The sequence below is a fragment of the Bordetella pertussis 18323 genome, from assembly GCF_000306945.1.
GTDB lineage: Bacteria > Pseudomonadota > Gammaproteobacteria > Burkholderiales > Burkholderiaceae_B > Bordetella > Bordetella pertussis.
Genome location: NC_018518.1, coordinates 1,520,780 through 1,534,870 on the forward strand (window position 1 = coordinate 1,520,780; position 14,091 = coordinate 1,534,870).

13 protein-coding genes, 1 tRNA gene and 1 pseudogene are annotated in these 14,091 nt (G+C 69.4%); 7 read left to right on the forward strand and 8 right to left on the reverse strand.

What is annotated here, in order from left to right:
- Positions 1 to 118: 118 nt before the first annotated feature.
- Positions 119 to 1,471, reverse strand: coding sequence for a glutathione-disulfide reductase (gene gorA, locus BN118_RS07200; protein ID WP_010930747.1), 1,353 nt, complete (start codon positions 1,469 to 1,471; stop codon positions 119 to 121).
- A 174-nt stretch (positions 1,472 to 1,645) separates the two neighbouring features.
- Between gorA and BN118_RS07205 the strand changes: the two genes are divergently transcribed.
- Entirely contained in the window at positions 1,646 to 1,942 is a 297-nt protein-coding gene (locus BN118_RS07205) for a hypothetical protein (RefSeq protein ID WP_003812172.1), read from the forward strand.
- A gap of 98 nt (positions 1,943 to 2,040) precedes the next feature.
- Positions 2,041 to 2,991, forward strand: a complete 951-nt coding sequence (locus BN118_RS07210; RefSeq protein ID WP_014905668.1) for an IS481-like element IS481 family transposase — start codon at positions 2,041 to 2,043, stop codon at positions 2,989 to 2,991.
- 485 nt (positions 2,992 to 3,476) lie between these two features.
- Here the strand turns inward: BN118_RS07210 and BN118_RS21350 are convergent.
- A pseudogene (locus tag BN118_RS21350) lies at positions 3,477 to 4,215 on the reverse strand (Crp/Fnr family transcriptional regulator).
- Positions 4,216 to 4,337: 122 nt separating this feature from the next.
- Between BN118_RS21350 and BN118_RS07220 the strand changes: the two are divergent.
- From BN118_RS07220 to BN118_RS07240, 5 genes are read left to right on the forward strand one after another with little or no spacing between them, the layout of a single operon-like run.
- Positions 4,338 to 5,309: a tripartite tricarboxylate transporter substrate binding protein gene (locus BN118_RS07220; RefSeq protein ID WP_003812044.1), complete on the forward strand. Its 972-nt coding sequence runs from the start codon at positions 4,338 to 4,340 to the stop codon at positions 5,307 to 5,309.
- Between the two features lie 3 nt (positions 5,310 to 5,312).
- Positions 5,313 to 6,167, forward strand: a complete 855-nt coding sequence (locus BN118_RS07225; protein ID WP_014905669.1) for a polysaccharide deacetylase family protein — start codon at positions 5,313 to 5,315, stop codon at positions 6,165 to 6,167.
- 18 nt (positions 6,168 to 6,185) lie between these two features.
- A complete protein-coding gene (locus BN118_RS07230; RefSeq protein ID WP_003812040.1) occupies positions 6,186 to 7,004 on the forward strand; it encodes an alpha/beta fold hydrolase in 819 nt (272 codons plus the stop codon).
- A 31-nt stretch (positions 7,005 to 7,035) separates the two neighbouring features.
- A complete protein-coding gene (locus BN118_RS07235) occupies positions 7,036 to 8,484 on the forward strand; it encodes an amidase (protein ID WP_014905670.1) in 1,449 nt (482 codons plus the stop codon).
- Positions 8,442 to 9,275: an SDR family NAD(P)-dependent oxidoreductase gene (locus BN118_RS07240; protein ID WP_019247851.1), complete on the forward strand. Its 834-nt coding sequence runs from the start codon at positions 8,442 to 8,444 to the stop codon at positions 9,273 to 9,275. The genes BN118_RS07235 and BN118_RS07240 overlap by 43 nt, the downstream gene beginning before the upstream one ends.
- Before the next feature lie 122 nt (positions 9,276 to 9,397).
- Here BN118_RS07240 and BN118_RS07245 read toward each other — a convergent pair.
- From BN118_RS07245 to BN118_RS07270, 6 genes are all read right to left on the reverse strand, one after another.
- Positions 9,398 to 9,473, reverse strand: a tRNA-Ala gene (locus BN118_RS07245).
- 87 nt (positions 9,474 to 9,560) lie between these two features.
- Complete coding sequence (locus BN118_RS07250) at positions 9,561 to 11,066, reverse strand: M81 family metallopeptidase (RefSeq protein WP_014905672.1); 1,506 nt, start codon at positions 11,064 to 11,066, stop codon at positions 9,561 to 9,563.
- A gap of 41 nt (positions 11,067 to 11,107) precedes the next feature.
- The gene (xth, locus tag BN118_RS07255) at positions 11,108 to 11,890 is read right to left on the reverse strand and encodes an exodeoxyribonuclease III (protein ID WP_003812032.1); all 783 of its coding nucleotides are present in this window, start codon (positions 11,888 to 11,890) and stop codon (positions 11,108 to 11,110) included.
- A gap of 69 nt (positions 11,891 to 11,959) precedes the next feature.
- On the reverse strand, positions 11,960 to 12,406 hold the full coding sequence (locus tag BN118_RS07260; RefSeq protein ID WP_003812030.1) for a CopD family copper resistance protein: 447 nt from the start codon (positions 12,404 to 12,406) through the stop codon (positions 11,960 to 11,962).
- Positions 12,403 to 13,629, reverse strand: a complete 1,227-nt coding sequence (locus BN118_RS07265) for an NnrS family protein (RefSeq protein ID WP_010930743.1) — start codon at positions 13,627 to 13,629, stop codon at positions 12,403 to 12,405. The genes BN118_RS07260 and BN118_RS07265 overlap by 4 nt, the downstream gene beginning before the upstream one ends.
- Positions 13,622 to 14,026 (reverse strand): group III truncated hemoglobin, encoded by a 405-nt coding sequence (locus BN118_RS07270; RefSeq protein WP_003812026.1) that lies wholly within the window; start codon positions 14,024 to 14,026, stop codon positions 13,622 to 13,624. Before BN118_RS07270 ends, BN118_RS07265 begins: the two co-directional genes overlap by 8 nt.
- Positions 14,027 to 14,091 lie beyond the last annotated feature (65 nt).

Here is a 14,091-nt window from a genome sequence, read left to right on the forward strand (position 1 = left end):
CGGGGACAGGCACACGCACGGGCAGACGCCATGAAATCTTGCGGGTGCCAGTCCCCCAGTGGGGACAGGCAAGCAATTGGCGGGTGCCAGTCCCCCTGTGGGGACAGGCACCCGGGGGTTAGGTTGCCGTTCTCATCGTGACGAATTCCTCGGCGGCGGTGGGGTGGATGCCGATGGTGTCGTCGAAGACCTGCTTGGTGGCGCCGGCCTTGAGGGCCACGGCCAGCCCCTGGACGATTTCGCCGGCGTCCGGGCCTACCATGTGGCAGCCCAGCACTTTCTGGCTGTCGGCGTCGACCACCAGCTTCATCAGGGTCTTTTCCTGGCTCTGGGTCAGGGTCAGTTTCATGGGCCGGAAGCGGCTTTCGTAGCGGGTGACCCGAAATCCGCGTTCGAGGGCCTGCTCGGTGGTCAGGCCGACCGTGCCGATGTTGGGCAGGCTGAAGACGGCGGTGGGGATGAGGTCGTAGTCGACCTTGCGGTACTCCTGCGGGCGGAACAGGCGGCGCGCCACGGCCATGCCTTCGGCCAGCGCCACGGGGGTGAGCGGCACGCGGCCGATCACGTCGCCGATGGCGAGGATGGACGGCTCGCTGGTGCGGTATTCGTCGTCCACCTCGATGTAGCCGGACTCGGCCAGCCGCACGCCGGTGTTCTCCAGGCCCAGGTCGTCGAGCATGGCGCGCCGGCCGGTGGCGTAGAAGACGCAATCGGTTTCGAGCACCGAGCCGTCGGACAGCGTGACCGCCAGCACGCCATCGGCGCGCTTGTCGATGCGTTCGACGTCGGTATTGAAGCGCAGGTCCAGGCCTTTCTTGACCAGTTCGTCGCGCAGGTGCTCGCGCACGCTGCCGTCGAAGCCGCGCAGGAACAGTTCGCGCCGGTAGACCTGCACGGTCTGCGCGCCCAGGCCATCGAAAATGGAGGCGAATTCCACCGCGATGTAGCCGCCGCCCACCACCAGCACCCGGCGCGGCAGCTCGGGCAGGAAGAAGGCGTCGTTGGACGTGATGGCGTGTTCCTTGCCCGGGATGTCGGGCACGAACGGCCAGCCGCCGGTGGCCACCAGGATGTGTTGCGCGCTGTGGCGCTGCCCGTTGATTTCGACGGTGTGCGGGTCGACGATGCGGGCGTGGCCTTCGTGCAGCGCGACGCCGCTGTTGACCAGCAGGTTGCGGTAGATGCCGTTCAGGCGTTCGATTTCGCGGTTCTTGTTGGCGATCAGCGTGGGCCAGTCGAACTCCGGGCGGCCCGGGTTCCAGCCGAAGCCGGCCGCCTGCTCGAAGTCTTCGTGGAAATGCGCGCCGTAGACCAGCAGCTTCTTGGGCACGCAGCCCACGTTGACGCAGGTGCCGCCCAGGTAGCGGCTTTCCGCCACCGCCACGCGGGCCCCGTAGCCGGCCGCGAAGCGCGCCGCGCGCACGCCGCCGGAGCCGGCGCCGATGACGTACAAATCGAAATCAAATGCCATGTCTGTCGGTCCTTCCGCGGCCGTCCGAGGCGGCCGCGCGTGTAAACATCTGGAAGCCGTATTAAACAACCAACCGGGCCGCTCTGCTTGGCGGGCGCGCCGAATCGGATATAACAGCAGTCAGCGCGGCTGGATGGCCGGCCGCCATGCACGACGCACGCGTCACGGAACGAGATGCAGAACGAAGACAGTTTTTTCGGCTCGCTGGGCGCCATGCTGGGCGCGGTGATACGCGCCATCGTCGATGGCCTGCGCTATGTGTTCGGCGGGCTGGGGCGGGCTCTGGGCGATTTCTTCGGTGGCCTGGCCTCGGCGCTGGGCATGAGCCCGTCGGTGTTCAATTTTGCCTTGCTGGTGCTGGGCCTGCTCCTGCTGTGGACCGCGGTGCGCGCCTTCATGGGGCGCGCCATCGTGGCCGGGATCTTCTGGCTGGTGCTGGCGATGCTGCTGCTGGGCGGCCTGATCGGCTAGTTGTGAAGATTCAATAGGTTGTATGCATGGTTCATCCGAACCGGATTTGAGAAACTGGAAATCGCCACCCCCCCAGTTCACTCAAGGAGCCCGGCCGGATGAACACCCATAAGCATGCCCGATTGACCTTCCTACGTCGACTCGAAATGGTCCAGCAATTGATCGCCCATCAAGTTTGTGTGCCTGAAGCGGCCCGCGCCTATGGGGTCACCGCGCCGACTGTGCGCAAATGGCTGGGCCGCTTCCTGGCTCAGGGCCAGGCGGGCTTGGCCGATGCGTCCTCGCGCCCGACGGTCTCGCCCCGAGCGATTGCGCCGGCCAAGGCGCTGGCTATCGTGGAGCTGCGCCGCAAGCGGCTGACCCAAGCGCGCATCGCCCAGGCGCTGGGCGTGTCAGCCAGCACCGTCAGCCGCGTCCTGGCCCGCGCCGGTCTGTCGCACCTGGCCGACCTGGAGCCGGCCGAGCCGGTGGTGCGCTACGAGCATCAGGCCCCCGGCGATCTGCTGCACATCGACATCAAGAAGCTGGGACGTATCCAGCGCCCTGGCCACCGGGTCACGGGCAACCGACGCGATACCGTTGAGGGGGCCGGCTGGGACTTCGTCTTCGTGGCCATCGATGACCACGCCCGCGTGGCCTTCACCGACATCCACCCCGACGAGCGCTTCCCCAGCGCCGTCCAGTTCCTCAAGGACGCAGTGGCCTACTACCAGCGCCTGGGCGTGACCATCCAGCGCTTGCTCACCGACAATGGCTCGGCCTTTCGCAGCCGCGCCTTCGCCGCGCTGTGCCATGAGCTGGGCATCAAGCACCGCTTTACCCGACCTTACCGCCCACAGACCAATGGCAAGGCCGAACGCTTCATCCAGTCGGCCTTGCGTGAGTGGGCTTACGCTCACACCTACCAGAACTCCCAACACCGAGCCGATGCCATGAAATCCTGGCTACACCACTACAACTGGCATCGACCCCACCAAGGCATCGGGTGCGCTGTACCCATCTCCAGACTCAACCTGGACGAATACAACCTATTGACAGTTCACACCTAGCCGTGGGCCTGGACCGGCCAGGCCTTGCTCGGGAAGGGCGTCAGGCGCGAGGCGCGCGCGTTGGAGAGGGCAGGAAGCGGGCGCGCGCAGGCGTGCGCGCGCCTGGCCGGGAGGCGTCTGGACAGCATGGCTGGCGGCATGGCCGCCACGGCTGGTGACCGATATCCCATTGCATCCCCCGCGTTCTGGTCATGTTCATGCAAGCTGACTGCATGGCAGCTTGCAAGGCATACGTGTGCATTGATGTTTTGCGGAAGTCTAGGTCGGGATGAACGGGCGGGGAATTGGGGTTTTCCTTAGCAAGATTGCATCAATAGTATTTACTTATAGGGCTATTGAGTGCGATGATGGTTTGCCGGCGTGCCGTTGTCCGGCTTGGCCGCCTGTGCCATGTCGGATTTGCTTTAGTGGAAAACAGCCTTGAAAATGTACACGTATGCACTTGTGTGCATGCGTCATCGACGGCCGCGCGGCGGCGGCCTGGTTCAGGGTTGGGCGCCGCGTTCGTGCCAGAGCCGTTTGAGGCGTTCCAGGTCCCGCACCCAGATTTCCCCGTAACCCAGTCCGACCAGGCCCTGGTTCGCCAATTGCCTGAGTTCGCGGTTGACCGCATGGCGCGACACGCCCAGCAGGGTGGCCAGGGCGTCCTGGGTCTGCGCCACGGCGATGCCGCGTTCGTCGTCGCCGGGGCCGCCCGGCCGTCAGGGCGCCCAGCAGGCGCGGCAGCCGTTGCGGCAGGCTGCGCAGCGCCAGTTCGTCGATGATGGCATGGGCGGTGCGTATGCGGCTGCACAGCAGCTTGACGAAGTAGCGATACAGTCCGGGGTCGCCGTCCAGTATGTCCAGGAAGGCCGCGCGCGGCAGCAGCAGGATGTCGGTCTGCTGGTAGGCCCGGCTGTCGCGCAGCATCCCGCCGCCGTCCAGTACCGCCGCGACGCCCCACAGGCCGTCGAATTCCAGCATCGACAGCGCGAACTCGTGGCCGTCGTCGGAAAACGAGCTGGTGTGGATGGCGCCCTTGAGGATGATCACCACGCCGGGGGCGGGCGTGCCGCGTCCGGCCAGCAGTTCGCCATGGTCCAGCCGGCGCCATTGGGCGATGGCGGCGAACGCGGCCAGCGTCGGTTCGGCCATGTGCCCGAAGCAGGTATTGGCGCGCAGTTGCGCCAGGATCGCCGGCGGGTCCCAGGCGGGGAGGGCGGTCGGATTGGCTGCCTGGCTCATTGCTTGACTGTGATGGCGCCGCCGCAGGGGCGCGGGAATGTAATGTAGATCATATTCGTGGCCCGGGGCGCCTCCTAGAATCATGGCGCATCAGACATCAGACCCTAGTCGCGAGGATATACATGAAGATCAAGAGCATGCTGCTTGCCGTGCTGGCGGTATCGATGGCCGGGGTATCGGCCGCCGCGCTGTCCCAGGGCTTTCCCGAACGGGCGCTGCGCGTCGTGGTGCCCTATCCGCCGGGCGGCACCACCGATGTGCTGGTGCGCCTGCTGCAAAAGCCGGTGGCCGACGCCGCGGGGCAATCGGTGGTGGTCGACAACCGGCCGGGCGGCGCGTCGGTCATCGGCACCTCGCACGTGGCGCAAGCGGCCCCGGATGGCTACACCGTGCTGGGCGGCGACCTGTCGATGCTGGTCAACCCTTCGCTGATGAAAGACCTGCCGTATGACACTTTGCGGGATTTCCGCGGCGTCACGATGCTGGCGCGCGCGCCGCTGGTGCTGCTGGTGCACCCGTCGGTGCCGGCCAACACCCTCGACGAGCTGATCGCGCTGGCCAAGGCCAAGCCGGGTACGCTGAACTTCGCCTCGGGCGGCTACGGCACCTCGACCCACATGGCGGGCGAGATGTTCCGCCGCGCCGCGGGCATCGATGTCGTGCATGTGCCGTACCAGGGCGTGGCGCCGGCCATGTCGGCGCTGCTGGGCGGGCAGGTGCAGATGTATTTCGGCGGCACCACGACGGGCCTGCCGCATATCCAGTCGGGCAAGCTGCGCGCGCTGGCGGTGACGGGCGAGGCGCCCAGTCCGCTGCTGCCCGAGGTGCCGACCTTCGTGTCGCGCGGCATCCAGGGCGTGAACGCCGATACGTACTGGGGCGTCTACGCCCCGGCCAGGACGCCCGATGCGGTCATCGAGAAGCTGAATGCCTATTACACCGGCGCCCTGCGCGACCCCGCCGTGCAACAGCGTACCCGCGACCTGGGCCTGACCCTGATCGGCAACAGCGCCGCCGAGCATACGGCGCAGATGAAGACGATGATTGGCGATTGGGGCGCCTTCGTCAAGGAAGCGGACATCCGACTGGAGTAAGCCATGGCCGCCAAACAATCCCTGGTTTGCCTGACCTTCGATTTCGACGCGATCTCGGTGTGGCTGGCGCGCGGCATGGACAGTCCGACGCCGGTGTCGCGCGGCGAGTTCTGCGCCGTGGCGGCCGACCGCGTGCTGGACTTGCTCGAACGGCTGGGCCTGCCGTCGACCTGGTTCATCCCCGGCCATACCTTGGCCAGCTATCCGGAGCATTGCCGGCGCGTGCACGAGGCCGGCCATGAAATCGGCCACCACGGCTGGACGCACGTCGCGCCCAACCTGATGACGCGCGAGGAAGAGCTCGACGGCCTGGTGCGCGCGAACGAGGCGATCCGCACGCTGACGGGGCGGGTCGCGCGCGGCTACCGCTCGCCATCGTGGGACCTCAGTCCGCACACCCTGGCGCTGCTGCTCGAGCACGGCTTCGACTACGACAGCAGCATGATGGGGCACGACTATCAGCCGTATCCGGTGCGCCAGGGAGACAGTTTTCCCCTGGACGAACCCGCGGTGTTCGGCGCGCCCACCCGCCTGATCGAGGTGCCTGTCAGCTGGTCGCTGGACGACTATCCGCACTTCGAGTTCGTGCGCGCCGGGCAGAGCGTCATCCCCGGCCTGATGAATGCCAACAGCGTGATGGACAACTGGATCGAGGACTTCCTGTACCTGAAGGAGAACTTCGACTGGGGCGTCATCACCTACACCTTCCATCCTTTCGTGATCGGCCGCGGCCACCGCATGCGCATGCTCGAGCGCCTGCTGCGGCGCCTGATCGACGAGGGCGCGACGTTCGTGCGCATGGAGGAAGCGGTGGACGCGTACCGGCAACGGCAGGCGCTGGCCGCCGGCGCCGCATGACCAACGAGGGAAAGGACGATGATGCAGCACTACTATGAGCGCGACGGCGTGCGCTTGAGCTATTACCTGGACGACTATACCGACCCCTGGACGCAGGCACCCACCTTGCTGCTGCTGCACGGCGCCATGGCCAATGCCCAGCGCTTCTACTCCTGGGTGCCCGGCCTGAGCCGCGATTACCGCGTGGTGCGCGCCGACCTGCGCGGGCATGGGCTGTCCGACGTGCCGCCGGCGGACAAGCCCTTGGACCTGCAGGTGCTGACCGAGGACATCCTGGCCTTGCTCGATCACCTGGGCTGCGAGCGCGTGCACCTGGCCGGCAATTCGGCCGGCGGCTACGTGGGCCAGCATCTGGCCATGCAGCACCCGCAACGCATCGAGACCCTGGCGCTGTTCGGTTCGGCGCCAGGCCTGCGCAACAGCCAGGCTTCGACCTGGCTCGAACGAGTGGCCGAAAAGGGCTTGCGGCAATTCCTGGCCGACACCATCGACGATCGCTTCCCTCCGGAGCTGGTCGGCACGCCGCGCTGCGAGCAGTTCCTCGATGCGCTGTCCGATCACGACATGGCCTATATCGGCAGGTTCGTCGGCTACATGGCGCAACAGGAGTGGGGCGATCAATTGCACCGCATCACCTGCCCGACGCTGGTGGTGATTCCGGGGGCCGGCCGCATCGGCGCCATGGACGCCTACCAGCCCATGCGCGACCACCTCAAGCGGGCCGAGATCCTGGTCTACGAAGGCGAGCGGCACAGCATCTGCGAGTACCTGCCGCAACGCTGCGTGGCGGACCTGCGCAGCTTCCTGGCCCGCCACGGCGGACCGGCCTGGCCTTGACCCATCGCGCTCGTCGACCTTGGCGTCTGTCATGAACATCGAACAATACGTGCAGCAGGACGGCCTGGCGCTGTCCGCGCAATTGCGGGCCGGCGCCACCGACCCGCAGGCCCTGATGCAATGCGCGATCACGCTGGCCCGGCAGCGCGCCGAGCTCCTGAACGCCCTGTGCTATCCCGACTACGACGCGGCGCTGGCGCGCGCGGCGGCCTGGCGGCCGACGGGCGTGTTCGGCGGCCTGCCGTTCCTGTTGAAGGACTCCGGCCTGGCCTGCGACCGCCTGCCCTCGAGCATCGGGCTGGCGCTGTGCAAGGACATGCGTTTTGCCGGCAACGCCATGCTGGTGGAACGCTTCGACGCCGCCGGCCTGTTGCCCTTTGCCCGCACCACCGTGCCGGCGCTGTGCATGGCGCCCACCACCGAGGCGCTCGTCAACGGCGGGCCCGCCCGCAACCCCTGGGCGCCGCAGCGTTCGGCCGGCGGCTCCAGCGGCGGCGCCGCCATCGCGGTCGCCACCGGCGTGGTGCCCCTGGCCCACGGCAGCGACGGCGGCGGGTCGATCCGCATTCCGGCGTCGTGCTGCGGCGTCTTCGGCCTGAAGCCCAGCCGCGGCCTGGTGCCCCTGGGGCCGGCGCGCGGCGAGGCATGGGGCGGCATGGCGGGCGATGGCGTGCTGAGCCGCAGCGTGCGCGACACCGCCGCCGCGCTCGATGCGATCGCCGGCATGGAGCGCGGCGCTCCCTATGCGGCGCCGGCGTCGCCGGCACGCGGCTACCTGGCCGCCCTGGACCAGCCTTTCGAGCGGCCATTGCGCATCGGCGTGTGGCAGCATGCCTGGGACGGCATCGAGGTCGATCCGGCGTGCTCGGCGGCGCTGGCGCAGGCCGAGGCCCTGTGCCGGCAATTGGGCCACGCCACCGAAGCCATCGCCGCGCCGCCCATCGACTACCAGGCCTTCGTGCGGGCGCATATCGGCATTCTGTGCACGCATATCGCGCTGGCCGTCGACGCCCGCCTGGCCGTCCTGCGGCGCGGCCTGCGCGACGACGACCTGGAGCCGGCCATCCTGGACGGCTATCGGCGCGCGCGCGGCATTTCCGCCACCGACTACGCCGGCATGATCCAGGCGCTGCACGCGGTGGGCCGCGCCATGGCGGCCTGCATGCAGGGCTACGACCTGCTGCTGTCGCCCACCCTGACGCGCCCGCCGGTGCCGCTGGGCGAAATCAGCATGGCGGACGACTTCGTATCGTTTCGCCAGAAGGCGGCCCGCTACACGACCTTCCTGGCCGTCATCAACGCCTCGGGGCAGCCGGCGGCCAGCGTGCCCCTGCATATCGACGGGCAGGGGCTGCCCATCGGCGTGCAGCTGATCGGCGCCCTGGGCCGCGACGACCTGGTGCTGCGCCTGGCCGCGCAGCTCGAGCGCGCCGCGCCGTGGGCGGGACGGTTCCCGCCTGCGGCAGGCGCAGGGGCCTGAACACGGCAGGCCGCACCGATTGCGCGCCGGCGGCCGGCAGGCTGGCCGGGCGGGTCGCCCTGATCACCGGCGCGGCCGGCGGCATAGGCAGCGCCGCTGCGCTGCGCTTCGCGGCCGAAGGCGCCGCGCTGGCGCTGCTGGATCGGCGCCCCGACGCCATCGAGCAACTGGCCGGCCGGATCTGCGGCCAGGGCGGGCAGGCGATAGGCGTGGCCGCCGACGTGACCGACGACGACAGCGTGCGCCAGGCCGTACGGCGGGCAGTCGAGCATTTCGGCAGGATCGATACGCTGTTCAACTGCGCCGGCGGATCGGTGGCGGGCGATACGGCGGTGGACAAGGTGGATCTGGCGCTGTGGAACCGCACCCTGCGCCTGGACCTGGACGGCACCATGCTGTGCTGCCGCCACGCCGTGCCGGCGATTGTGCGCGCCGGCGGCGGCGCGGTCGTCAACATGTCGTCCGGGGCCGGCCTGCGCGGCAGCTTCGGCGGGCATGCCTACACGGCCGCCAAGGGCGCGGTGATTGCCCTGACCCGCGCGCTGGCCGCCGAATACGCGCCGCATGGAGTGCGGGTCAACGCCATCTGCGCGGGCCGCATCCGCACCGAACGCATACTGCGCAACCTGGACGCCGGCGCACCGGCGCAAGCCGGCGCGGCGCAACGCTATCCATGCCGCGAGGGCGACCCGATCGACATTGCCCACATCGCGCTGTTCCTGGCCAGCCACGAGTCGCGCATGATCACCGGCGAGGCCATCGCCGCCAACGGCGGGTACTCGGCGTTCTGAGGCAGACCCAAGGCGCTTGTTGCGGCGTGGGGAGGGCGTGCCTGTCCCCGCCGGGACAGGCACGCCGGAAACAAAAAAGCCCTGGACCACGTGGCGTGTCCAAGGCTTTTCCGTCTGGTGTTTGGTGGAGCGGAGGAGGATCGAACTCCCGACCTTCGCATTGCGAACGCGACGCTCTCCCAGCTGAGCTACCGCCCCAATGAAGTCCGCAACTATACACGGATTCCGGCCGTTTTGGTAGCGGCCGGCGGAAAATTTTCGCCGGCTTGACGGGCCGCCAGGCTTTCAGGGCCGGGCAGGGACGAAGGGCCGGCCGCGCGGGCGGGTGCGCATGCCGGGCGCCAGGCGCGTCCAGGGCAGGTCGGCGGGGTCGGCCTGCATGGGGCCGGGCGCCTTGGCGATCAGCACGGCGTGGGCGATGGGTTCGAAGTCGGCGCGAAAGTGCACCGAGCTCTTGACGACCAGGATGGCGAGGTCTTCGGGGTCGATGCCGCCCAGGCGGATGAGGTTGCGGTCCAGGGTCTGGGATTTGTTGCTGCTGACGATGACGCGCACGCCGCGGTGGCGCAGGCAGACGGTGGGGCCGAGGTCGGCCGCCATGCCGTGCATCATGGGGCCGTCGTAGCGGGTCTTGCCGTCGGACTGGTGTTCGACGATGAATTCGGCTTCGCAGGGGGCGTCGCCGGCGACGCCGGACTGGCCGCCCAGGCGCAGCCGTACGCACTTGCCCACGCCGGCGGCCAGGGCCTGGGCGACGGCCTGGGGGTCGCACATGAGGCCGATGGCGGCGTTGTCGGCGTCCGCGTCGATGAGGGCGCGCAGCATGCCGGTAGTGTTGGCGTCGCCGCCGGCGCCGGGGTTGTCCTGCGTGTCGGCGATGACCACGGGGCGGCGGGCGCCTTGCGCCAGCTGCCGGGCCTGGCGGATGGCTTCGTCCGGGGCGAGGAAGTCGGGCGCCCACTGGGCTTCGAGCCCGGCGATGCGGTCGGCCAGGGTCTGCACGGCGCGCTCGACGGCGTCGCGGTCGGGGCCGTGGGCCCAGACGACCGGGCCGCACTCGGGGAAATCGGCGGCCGGAAAGCCCAGGGCGCAGGACAGGCTGGCGATGCCCGGTTCGCTGCGCTCGAGCTCGGCCAGCAGGGCATACACGCCCCGGGCGGGTTCGAGCTGGGTGCACATGCCGTTGATGGGAATGAGGAACGGCAGGCGCCGCGCGGCACCATGCCAGTGCTTGCCGGCCTGCGCGCGCGCTTGCAGCAGGGCGGCGGCGCGCGCGCCGGTGTCGGCCATGTCGACGTGCGGATAGGTGCGATAGGCCACCAGCGCGCTGGCATGCGCCAGCATGGCGCGAGTCACGTTGGCGTGCAGGTCCAGGCTGGCGACGATGGGCGTGGCGGGGCCGACGGCGTCGCGCAGGCGGCGCAGGAGTTCGCCTTCGCCGTCGTCGTGGTGTTCGGTGACCATGGCGCCGTGCAGGTCCAGGTAGACGGCGTCGTAGCGGCCGGCGCGGGCGGCCGCCTCGATCTCGCCGGCGATACGCTCGAAGGCGTCGCGCGTGACGTGCGCCGAGGGGCTGGCGCCGGCCCAGAGGACGGGGTGCACGCTGTGGCCGTCCGCCAGGGCCGCGTTCAGGAAGCCGCCGGCGGGGATGTTGACGGCGAGCAGCGCCAGCAGGTCGTCGCCGCGCACCAGGGCGGGAAAGCCTTCGCCGCGCAGGAAGTTGTCATAGCCGGCCTTGGAAGGCGCGAAGGTGTTGGTTTCGTGTTGGAAACCGGCAACCAGGATATGCATGCTTGCCTCCCGGGCGTGGGGCGCCGCCGCGGCGCCGGGCGTCAGTCGAACGCCAGGGTGGCGATGACCGGCGCGTGGTCGGACGGCTGTTCGTTGGCGCGCGGCGCCTTGTCGATGACGCAGGCCACGCAGTGCGGCTTGAGCGCGTCGGACAGCAGCACATGGTCGATGCGCAGGCCGGCGTTGCGGCGGAACGCGAACTGGCGGTAGTCCCACCAGCTGAAGGATTTCTCGGGCTGCTCGAACAGGCGGAAGGAGTCGGTCAGGCCCAGGTCCAGCAGCGCGCGGAAGGCCGCGCGTTCGGGCTCGGAGACCAGCACCTGGCCTTCCCATTTCTCGGGGTTGTGCACGTCGGCGTCGGCCGGCGCGACGTTGTAGTCGCCCAGGATGGCCAGGCGCGGATAGGTGCGCATTTCTTCCTCGAGCCAGTCGCGCAGGCCGTCGAACCAGGCCAGCTTGTAGACGTACTTGTCGCTGTCGACCGACTGGCCGTTGGGGCAATAGGCGCAGATCACGCGCACGTCGCCGGCCGGGCTGGGCAGGGTCACGGCCAGGATGCGCTGCTGCGGGTCTTCGTAGCGCGGGTTGTTGCGCACCAGCGCGAAGCCGGGCTCGCGCGAGATGATGGCCACGCCGTTATAGGTCTTCTGGCCGGCCCAGGCGGCGTGGTAGCCGGCCTCGGTAAAGGCGTCGAGCGGGAATTTGTCGTCGGTCAGCTTGAGTTCCTGGATGCACAGCGCATCGACCGGATTGGCGGCCAGCCAGTCCAGCACCTGCGGCAGGCGCACATTCAGGGAGTTGACGTTCCAAGTCGCGAGTTTCACGGGTTCTCACTGCAAAAGTTCGGCCAACGGCGGATTTTCGCAGATTTGGGCCAGGCGGGCAGGAAACGCTCAGCGCAACGCGTCGATGTAGTACATCCCCTTGGCCAGCAACACGATCGCCACGACGTGGCAGAACACGCTCAGGTGCAGCCGCCGCGAACGCCGGCCGCGCAATTGGCCGCGCCGGCGCCAGCGCATGGCGGCGGCGAAATGGCCCAGGACGCTGAGCGCCAGCACGATCTTCAGGCTGAGTAGCAGGCCGAAGCTGCTGGCCAGCGGCTGTTCGAGCGCGCCGCGGTGCTGCCAGGCCATGCCGATGCCGGCGCCGAACAGCGCCAGCAGCACCCACGGCATGATGGCGCGGGCGCGGTTGCCGATGCCGCGCTCGACCGCGTTCATGGCTTCGCGCGGCACTTGCCGCCGCACGCTTTCGAGGATGAGGACTTCGAAGAAGACGGTGCCGATGAAGACGAAGGCGGCCAGCAGGTGCAGGGCCAGCAGGATGGGGTAGGTCATGGGCGGGACCGCACGGGCGTGGCGGCGGCGGTTGGTGCGCGCAGGCGCGGGCGCACCAGCAGGGGCGCGAAACGCCACAGGTACAGGACGAACGCCAGCACCCAGGCGGCGGTGGCGCCGTGCAGCGCGGCCAGGGTGTGCGGGCCGGGCCAGAGGGCGGCCAGGCGCAGCGCGGCCGCGCCGATGACCAGGAGGTAGCAGGCGAGCATGAGGCGGTCGGTGCGCAGCGGCCGGCCCAGGTGGCCCAGGGCGGTGCGGGTGATTATGCCGATGATGAGCAGGCCGAAGCCGGCCATGCCGATGACGTGCGCAGGCCACGCGGCGCGCGCGATGCCGCCCGCCGCGCTTGCCGCCGCCACCAGCAGGCCGGCGGCCAGGCCCAGGTAGCCGGCGTACAGGATCCACAGCAGGGGCACGCCGCGCGTGGCCCAGGGGCGCCAGGACAGCCATTGCGCCAGCGCGATCAGGCCGGCCGCGGCCAGCGCCACGGCGGTCAGCGCGCCGGCCTGCGCCAGCGTCGCCGCCACGGCGACCAGGCCGGCGGCCAGTTGCCATTGGCCGCTGCGCGTATGCATGGGGATCTGCAGGCCGGCGATGGCGCGCATGGCGAAAAAGGGAATGATGCGGCGCGCGATCAGCAGGGCGATCACGGCCATGCACAGCAGGCCCGCGTTGAAGCGCTGCAGCAGCAAGGGGTAGTCGCCGGCGCGGGCGGCCAGCAGATACAGGGCGTCGGCCGCGCCCAGCCCCAGTACCAGCAAGGGCACGCCGTCGTTGCGCCGGCTGGCGCCGCGCCGGTAGATGGCCCGGCCCAGCGCGGCCGCGGCCCAGGCGAAGAACAGCAGCTCGCAGGCCACGCCGGTCCAGAAGGCGGCCATGCCCGGCAGCAGGAAGGCGGCGCGGGCCGCCAGCCACAGCGCGGCCAGCGCGGCCAGCGGCGCGCCGCGCAGCGGGTTGACGCCGGTCCAGGTGGCCGCGGCGGTCAGCAGGAAGCCCACCGCGATGGCGCCGATGAAGCCCCACAGCATTTCATGCGCATGCCAGATGACGCCCGCCATGGCGCCACCCAGCCACTGCGGCGCGCCGATCCACAGCGCCACCGACAGCGCGCCCCAGGCCGCGCCCACCAGGTAGAGCGGACGAAAGCCCAGTTCCAGGAAGGCGCGCCATTGCGGCGCGGCGCGTGCGGCGGCGGGCTCGTCGATTTGCAGCAGTTCAGCCATGGGCGAGGTCCGTGGGGGCCTGGTCGGGGCTGCGGTGCAGCTGATAGCCGTACCACAGGCTTTGCGCGATGCGGCCGGCCATCAGGCAGGCCTGTTCGGCCATGGCCTGGTTGGGCTGCGCCGCGGCGGTGGCGCGAAACAGCCGCAGCCAGCGCTCGAACAGGCCCGCGTGCAGGCCGGGCAGGGCCACGTGCCTGGGCATGGGCGTGCCGCGAAAGCGTCCGGTGCCGCGCAGTATCGACGACCAGAAGTCGACCAGCTTGGCGAGGTGGACGTCCCAGTCGTCGACATGGGTGTTGAAGATCGGTCCCAACTCGGCGTCGCGCCGCACTTCGGCGTAGAACTGGTGCACCAGTTGCGTGATGTCTTCTTCGGTACAGAGATCGGGCGCGCCCACGAGGCCTCTCCTGCGGTTTATAAGATGTATCTATAATACATCTTATGGCTTAGGCATGGGGAAGG